This is a genomic window from Promicromonospora sp. NPDC060204, from assembly GCF_042728455.1.
In the GTDB taxonomy this organism is placed as follows: Bacteria; Actinomycetota; Actinomycetes; order Actinomycetales; family Cellulomonadaceae; genus Promicromonospora.
On the sequence record NZ_JBHWZO010000309.1, the window covers coordinates 1 to 6,740 of the forward strand.

5 protein-coding genes are annotated in these 6,740 nt (G+C 74.6%); 4 read left to right on the top strand and 1 reads right to left on the bottom strand.

Annotated features, from left to right (window positions below; all coding sequences use genetic code 11):
* Positions 1 to 38 precede the first annotated feature (38 nt).
* The 3 genes from ACFWEJ_RS25705 (at position 39) to ACFWEJ_RS25715 (ending at position 3,926) form a co-directional block, all read left to right on the top strand.
* Positions 39 to 998: a zinc-binding dehydrogenase gene (locus ACFWEJ_RS25705; RefSeq protein ID WP_377232011.1), complete on the top strand. Its 960-nt coding sequence runs from the start codon at positions 39 to 41 to the stop codon at positions 996 to 998.
* Positions 999 to 1,133: 135 nt separating this feature from the next.
* Positions 1,134 to 2,816 (top strand): discoidin domain-containing protein, encoded by a 1,683-nt coding sequence (locus ACFWEJ_RS25710; protein WP_377232012.1) that lies wholly within the window; start codon positions 1,134 to 1,136, stop codon positions 2,814 to 2,816.
* 90 nt (positions 2,817 to 2,906) lie between these two features.
* Complete coding sequence (locus ACFWEJ_RS25715) at positions 2,907 to 3,926, top strand: LacI family DNA-binding transcriptional regulator (RefSeq protein ID WP_377232013.1); 1,020 nt, start codon at positions 2,907 to 2,909, stop codon at positions 3,924 to 3,926.
* A gap of 6 nt (positions 3,927 to 3,932) precedes the next feature.
* Here ACFWEJ_RS25715 and ACFWEJ_RS25720 read toward each other — a convergent pair whose 3' ends face one another.
* The gene (locus ACFWEJ_RS25720; RefSeq protein WP_377232014.1) at positions 3,933 to 5,987 is read right to left on the bottom strand and encodes a hypothetical protein; all 2,055 of its coding nucleotides are present in this window, start codon (positions 5,985 to 5,987) and stop codon (positions 3,933 to 3,935) included.
* Positions 5,988 to 6,119: 132 nt separating this feature from the next.
* On the opposite strand from ACFWEJ_RS25720, the gene ACFWEJ_RS25725 reads away from it, so the two are divergent.
* A partial coding sequence (locus ACFWEJ_RS25725; RefSeq protein ID WP_377232015.1) for a LysE family transporter occupies positions 6,120 to 6,740 on the top strand: 621 nt, incomplete at its 3' end.

Below are 6,740 nucleotides of genomic sequence, written 5' to 3' on the forward strand. Positions count from 1 at the left end.
TACCTGGCCCGCCGCGGCGGGGCAGGTAGGTTGAACGGATGCTTGCCGCCTACGTGACCCGCTTCTCGCCCGACAGCCCGCTCGACGGCCTGGAGGTGGGCGAGCGACCCGAGCCGGAGACCTCCGAGCACTGGACCACCGTGGACGTCCGGGCGGCGTCCCTGAACCACCACGACCTGTGGTCGCTGCGCGGCGTGGGCCTGCGGGAGCAGCAGCTCCCGATGATCCTGGGCACCGACGCCGCAGGGGTGGCGCCGGACGGGTCCGAGGTGATCGTGCACGGCGTGATCGGGGCCGACGGCCACGGCGTCGGGCCGAAGGAACCCCGCTCGCTCCTCTCGGAGCGCTACCCCGGGACCCTCGCCGAGCGGGTCGCGGTGCCCACCGCGAACCTGGTGCCGAAGCCCGCCGAGCTGTCGTTCGAGGAGGCCGCGTGCCTGCCGACGGCGTGGCTCACCGCGTACACGATGCTGTTCACGCAGGGCGGCCTCACGCCGGGCGACCGCGTGCTCGTGCAGGGCGCGGGCGGCGGCCTGGCGACGGCGGCGGTCGTGCTGGGCGCGGCGGCGGGCCTGGAGGTCTGGGTGACGTCGCGCTCGGCCGAGAAGCGGGATCGGGCCGTCGCGCTGGGCGCGGCGGGCGCCGTCGAGACCGGGGCCCGGCTGCCGGCGCGGGTCGACGCGGTGCTGGAGTCGGTGGGTCAGGCCACGTGGGCACACTCGATCCGCTCGGTGCGGCCCGGCGGCTCGGTGCTGGTCTGCGGCGCGACGTCGGGCGACGCTCCGCCGGCCGAGCTGACCCGCATCTTCTTCCAGGAGATCCGGGTCCAGGGCGTCACCATGGGCTCGCGGGAGGACCTCGGCGCGCTCGCCCGGTTCTGCGCCCGGACCGGCGTGCGGCCGGTGATCGACACCGAGGTGCCGCTCGCCAAGGCCGCCGAGGGCCTGGCACGGCTGGACGAGAGCGGACAGTTCGGCAAGGTCGTCGTCCGGCCCTAGGTCCCTTCGCTTACAGACCTGTCAGCAAACTTCTTCGAAAGCCTTGACCAGGGTCCGGAATGTCCGCGACCATCTCAGAGAGCGCTCTCTCAGATGGCTCAACGTGCCAGACCGACGTTCGAAGGAGCACGTCACATGCGCAGACACGTCCGCACGCTCGCGGCGGCGACCACCGCCGCGGCCCTGCTCGTCCTGGGTGCGATCACCCAGGTCACCACCGCATCGGCCGCCGCCGAACCGCTCTCCCAGGGCCGGCCGGTCACCACCTCCAGCACCGAGTTCGACTGGAGCACCGGCGCCGCCGCCGTCGACGGCGACCCCGGCACCCGCTGGTCCAGCGCCGCCGCCGACAACCAGTGGATCCGCGTCGACCTGGGCTCCGTCCAGGCGATCGACCGGGTCGTCCTCGACTGGGAGACGGCGTACGCCTCGGGCTTCCGGATCGAGACCTCCGCCGACGGCGCGGCGTGGTCCACGATCTACTCGACCACCACCGGCGCCGGCGGGGACCAGAACCTCGACGTCGACGGCACCGGGCGCTACCTGCGGCTCTGGGTCACCCAGCGCGCCACCCAGTGGGGCGTCTCGCTGTGGGAGCTGCAGGTGTTCGGCACCGGGGGCGGCACGCCCACCGACACCTCGCTGCTCTCGTACGGCAAGCAGGGCAGCGCCTCCAGCTCGCAGAACGACGGCACCTGCTGGCTCTGCGGGCCCGACAAGGCCTTCGACCTCGACCCGGCCAGCCGCTGGGCCGTCAGCCCCGACACGGGCTGGGTCGACGAGGGCTGGATCGCCGTCGACCTGGGGGCGGCCGCGCATATCAGCAGCGTCGTGCTGCAGTGGGACCCGGCGTTCGCGACCACCTTCGACATCGAGGTCTCGGACAACGGCTCGACGTGGCGCACCGTGCACACCACCACGAACGGCACCGGCTTCAAGCAGACCATCCCGCTCGACGCCGACGGCCGGCACGTGCGCGTGCACCTGCGCGACCGGAGCGGCCCCTACGGCTACTCGCTCTGGGAGTTCCAGGTCTACGGCACGGGCGGGGCGCCGACCGCGCCCCCGGCCGAGCCCGCCGACCCCGACTTCGACGACCTCGACCTGGTGTGGAGCGACGAGTTCAACGGCGCGGCCGGCACCCCCGCGGACGGCTCGCGGTGGACCATCGACGCGGGCCTGCCCGCCAACAACGAGCAGCAGGTCTACACCCCGAGCGGCAACGGGTTCCAGGACGGCCAGGGCAACTTCGTGCTGGAGGCCCGGCGGGAGGACCGGGACGGGCGGCAGTACACGTCGCACCGCATGAACACGTCGAACAAGTTCCACGCGCAGTACGGCCGGTTCGAGGCCCGCGTGAAGGTGCCGGAGGGCCGCGGCCTGTGGCCCGCGTTCTGGATGATGGGCTCCGACTTCCTGGACGGCCGCCCGTGGCCGTACAACGGCGAGATCGACATCATGGAGTTCATCGGCCAGAACCCGACCCAGGCCCACTCCACCCTGCACGCCCCGGCGTACAACGGCGGGGGCGGCTACGGCGGGGCGTACACCCTGCCCGACGGCTCGAAGATCTCGGACGGCTTCCACACCTGGGCCGCCGAGTGGGACAGCGAGGGCATCCAGTTCTCGCTCGACGGCCGCGACGTCTTCTACGCCGACAAGGACACCGTGGAGTCCACCCGCGGGCCGTGGGTCTACGACCACGAGTTCTACCTGATCCTCAACCTCGCGGTGGGCGGTGACTGGCCGGGCCCGCCGGACGCGAGCACCCCGTTCCCGTCCCGCATGCTCGTCGACTACGTCCGCGTCTACCAATAACCCACTCACCCGTTGAGTGCTGGGTATTTGTCGAGTTCGCAGCCTGCGGGCCGCAGATACCCAGCACTCGACGAGGGGTATAAAGGGCGGGTGCAGCGTCCTACCCTGGAGGTCGTCGCCTCCGTCGCCGGGGTGTCCCGGGCGACCGTGTCGCGGGTGATCAACGGGGTGTCCACCGTCGATCCCGGGATCGTCGAGGTCGTGCGCCGGGCGATCGACGAGACCGGCTACGTGCCGAACCTCGCGGCCCGGTCGCTCGTGACCCGCCGCACGGGCTCGGTCGCGCTCGTCGTCTCCGAGCCGCCCGAGCAGCGTTCGCCGCTGCCGTTCCTCGAACGCCTCTTCACCGACCCGTACGTGGGCCGCGTGACGGCGGGGGCGCAGGCGGTGCTGCGGCCGCGCGACATCCACCTCGCGATCATCCCGGCCGACCCGCCCGCCCACGACCAGGTGGTGCGGTACGTGCGGCAGGGGCACGTCGACGGCGTCCTGCTCATCACGTCCAGCTCGGCCGACCCGCTGCCCGCGCGGCTCGCCGGCCTCGCCGTGCCGCTGGTGCTCTCGACCCGCACCACCGTGCCGGACGTCGCCTGGGTCGACCTGGACCAGGCCGCGGGCGGGCGGCTGGCCGCCGAGCACCTCGCCGGGTCCGGGCGCACCCGGCTCGCGGTGGTCGCCGGTCCGGCCGACGCGCCGTTCGGGCACGAGCGGCTGCAGGGGTTCCTGGACGGGGTGCGCGCCGCGGGCCTGCGCGAGCCCGAGGTGGTCCCGGCCGACTTCACGCGCCCGGGCGGCGAGGCCGCGGCCCGGGCGCTGCTGGCCGCCCGGCCTGACGTCGACGGCGTCTTCGCCGCGAACGACCTGATGGCGGACGGCGTCTCCACCGCCCTGCGCGCCGCCGGCCGGGACGTGCCCCGGGACGTCGCCGTGGTGGGGTTCGACGACTCGAGCGTCGCCGCGCAGGCCCACCCCCCGCTCACCACCGTGCGTCAGCCCGTCGAGGACATGGCCGACGCGATGGCGCGGCTGCTCCTCGCCGAGCTCGACGGCGGGACCACGGGCGGGTCGGCGACCTTCGTGCCCGAGCTCGTGGTGCGCGCCTCGGGCTGAGCAGGCTCAGGCGAACCGGCGGGAGAACTCCTCCACGAGGGTGGGGCCGGTGTCGCCGATGCGCCACACGCTCCAGCCGTCCGCGGTGTACGAGCCCGAGGCCGCGGTGGCGGCCGAGTCCGGGTGCCGGTACCGGGCGCCGTTGGCCAGCTCGATGGCGCCGTCCGGCAGGAGCATCGCCTCGAAGTGCTGGTTGCGCCGCGGGCGCGACCACACGATCCGGGTGGGCATGCCGATGCTGCGGGCCAGTGCCTCCAGGTCGGGGTCGTCCTCCTCCTCGAACAGCATCGGGGTGCTGGCCCGGATGCTCTCGCCCGGCGGCACCGGGCGGGCCGCGGCCTCGGGGGCGCTCGACGGGTACGGATCGGTGGCGAACGACGTCTGCCCGTAGCCGTCGTCCGGTCCGGCCAGGTAGCCGCCGGACTCCCACGGGCTCTGCTCCACCACGACCGGCGCCGGGCCGTCGGCGTAGGGCGACTGGTAGCCGGGCTGCTCGCCGTAGCCGTAGCCGCCCTGGTCGCCGTAGCCGGAGGCCTCGGCGGAGTAGTCGTACGCGGGCGCGGCGCCCGCGGGCGCGAACGACGACTCGGACTGGTAGGCGGGCTCGCGCTCGTAGCGGGGCCGGGTGATCTCGAAGTCGGGCGTCTCCGGCTCGGGCGCGGCGGCGTAGGCGGGCGCCTCGTCGTACGGCGCGGGCTGCCACAGGTTCTCCTCGGCCGGCTGCGGCGCGGGGGGCGGCGGCGGCGCGTAGGGCGCGTCGGCGGACGGCGTCGGGCCGGACGCCGGGTAGCCCGGTGCCGGCTCGTCCGGCTGGCTGGAGGCCGCGAACCGGTCGGTGCGCGAGCGACGGCGCACCGACGGGGCGGGTGCCGGGGCCGGGGCGGGTGCCGGCTCGGCGGGGGCCTCGGCGCGGGCCGGCGTGCCCGTCCCGCCCAGGGAGGACCGGTTCGCGGCGAGCCGCGGCGGGGTGCTCGGCGTCGGACGGGACTCCGCACCGGGGCGCACCCGAGAGACCGGGGCGCTCGGGACGGGCGGGGCGATCGGCGGGGCCGGGGGGCTCGGCGGCGCGTCGGCGGGCGCGGCCGGGGCCGGCGCCGGCTCGGACGACGCCGCGGCCTGCGCGCGGCGGCCGGCTCGGGTGCCGGCGGCGCGCTCGGGCGCGCCCCGCTGCGCACCCCCGCGGAGGCCCGACCGGAGGCCGGTCGCGGCGTTGGTGGGGCCGGCCGACGGGCCGTCGGCCACGGGCGGCTTGGGCGGCGCGGGGCGCTCGGACCGGGGCTGCGGGGCCTGGGCGACGACCGGCATCTTGCCTGTGAGGGCGTAGCCGACCTTCACGCCCTCCTCGAAGGCGTCCTTGGGCGCCGAGGCCCCGCCGGTCACGCCGCCGGTGACGCCCGTGTCCATCGACGTGCTGACCGAGCCCTTCATCGAGCTCGTGATGGTGCCGCCGATCGGCGCCGACTTCGGGGCCGGCAGGCCGGGCGGCAGGTGCACCACGAGCGGCGACACGTCGAGGAACTTGCGGCCGTCGTTCGAGTTCACGACGCCCATCTTCAGCACCTCGACGGGCATCGAGGGCTGGCGCAGGAAGTCGACGGCGTTGAGGATCTCGTCGGGCGCGTTCTGGCAGATGATGATGAGCCGTGCGCCGCCGCCGCCGTTCTTGCCGGCCTGCGTGCGGGTGATCGGCACACTGTCGTAGAACGCCGCGACGTCGTGCTGGAACGAGCTGGCCCCGCCGCGGTAGCGCGCCGCGAGCTCGGCGCGGGTGAGCCGCCCGGCGGCGCCTGCGTGGTCGAGCGCCTTGGCCAGGTTCTCGCGGTCCAGGTCCGCCACGAGCTCCACGACGACGGGCGAGCCCGACGCGTCGAGGGCGAGCAGGTGGGGCTCGTCCGGGCCGGAGCCCTGCGCGATCGGGAAGACCTCTTCACCGAGGAGCCCGTCGATGTGGGAGTCGACCACCTGGTTGGCCGTGGTCTTCAGGCCGGGTTCGGAGCCGTCCGGGCCGTTGGCCGACGTCACGAGGAGTGGCCGTTGGGTATCGACCTCGAACAATGGCATCTCGTGATCTCCCAGGGTCCTGCGGCATCGGTCCGCCTTAGCCTAAAGGCCCCTGGCAAGAGTCCGGAAACACGGGGGTGAAGGTGTAGTGAGACTTGTCCCGGGGTCCTGTCACGTCTAGGGTCCCGGGCCATGACGAGCGCCGCGCCCACGCTGTGGCCCGTCCTGCTCGCCGGCCTGGTCGCCGGCTACGCCGTCGCGCTGCCGGTGGGACCCGTCGCGTCGTACCTCGTGGGGCTGGCCGCCCGGCACCCGTGGCGGGTCGGCGCGGCCGGGGCCCTCGGGATCGCGACGGTGGACGGCGTCTACGCCCTGGTCACCGGCCTCTTCGGCACCATCGTCGCCGACCTGGTGCAGCCCGTCGCCGGTCCGCTCCGGATCGCGTCCGCCGTCGTGCTCGTGGTGCTCGCCGCCCACGGCGCGCGGACCGCGTGGCGCGAGCGGGCGGCGTCGGACGGCGAGACGCGCACCGACCCGCTCAGCGCGCCGCGCGCCTTCGGCAGGTTCGTCGCGATCACCGCGATCAACCCCGGCACCGTCCTGTTCTTCGCCGTGGTCGTCACCGGCGAGGCGTCGGTCGCCGCGGCCGCGGCCCGCGTCGAGGAGCAGGGCGGACTCGACATCCTGGTCAACAACGCGGGTATCGCCGCGGGGTTCACCGCGGCGTGCTTGCGGTCGGCGACCGCCACCGCCCCGAAATCGGCACTGGTCGCGCCGGTGACGTGCATGTACCGGCGGGCGACCATCGCGACC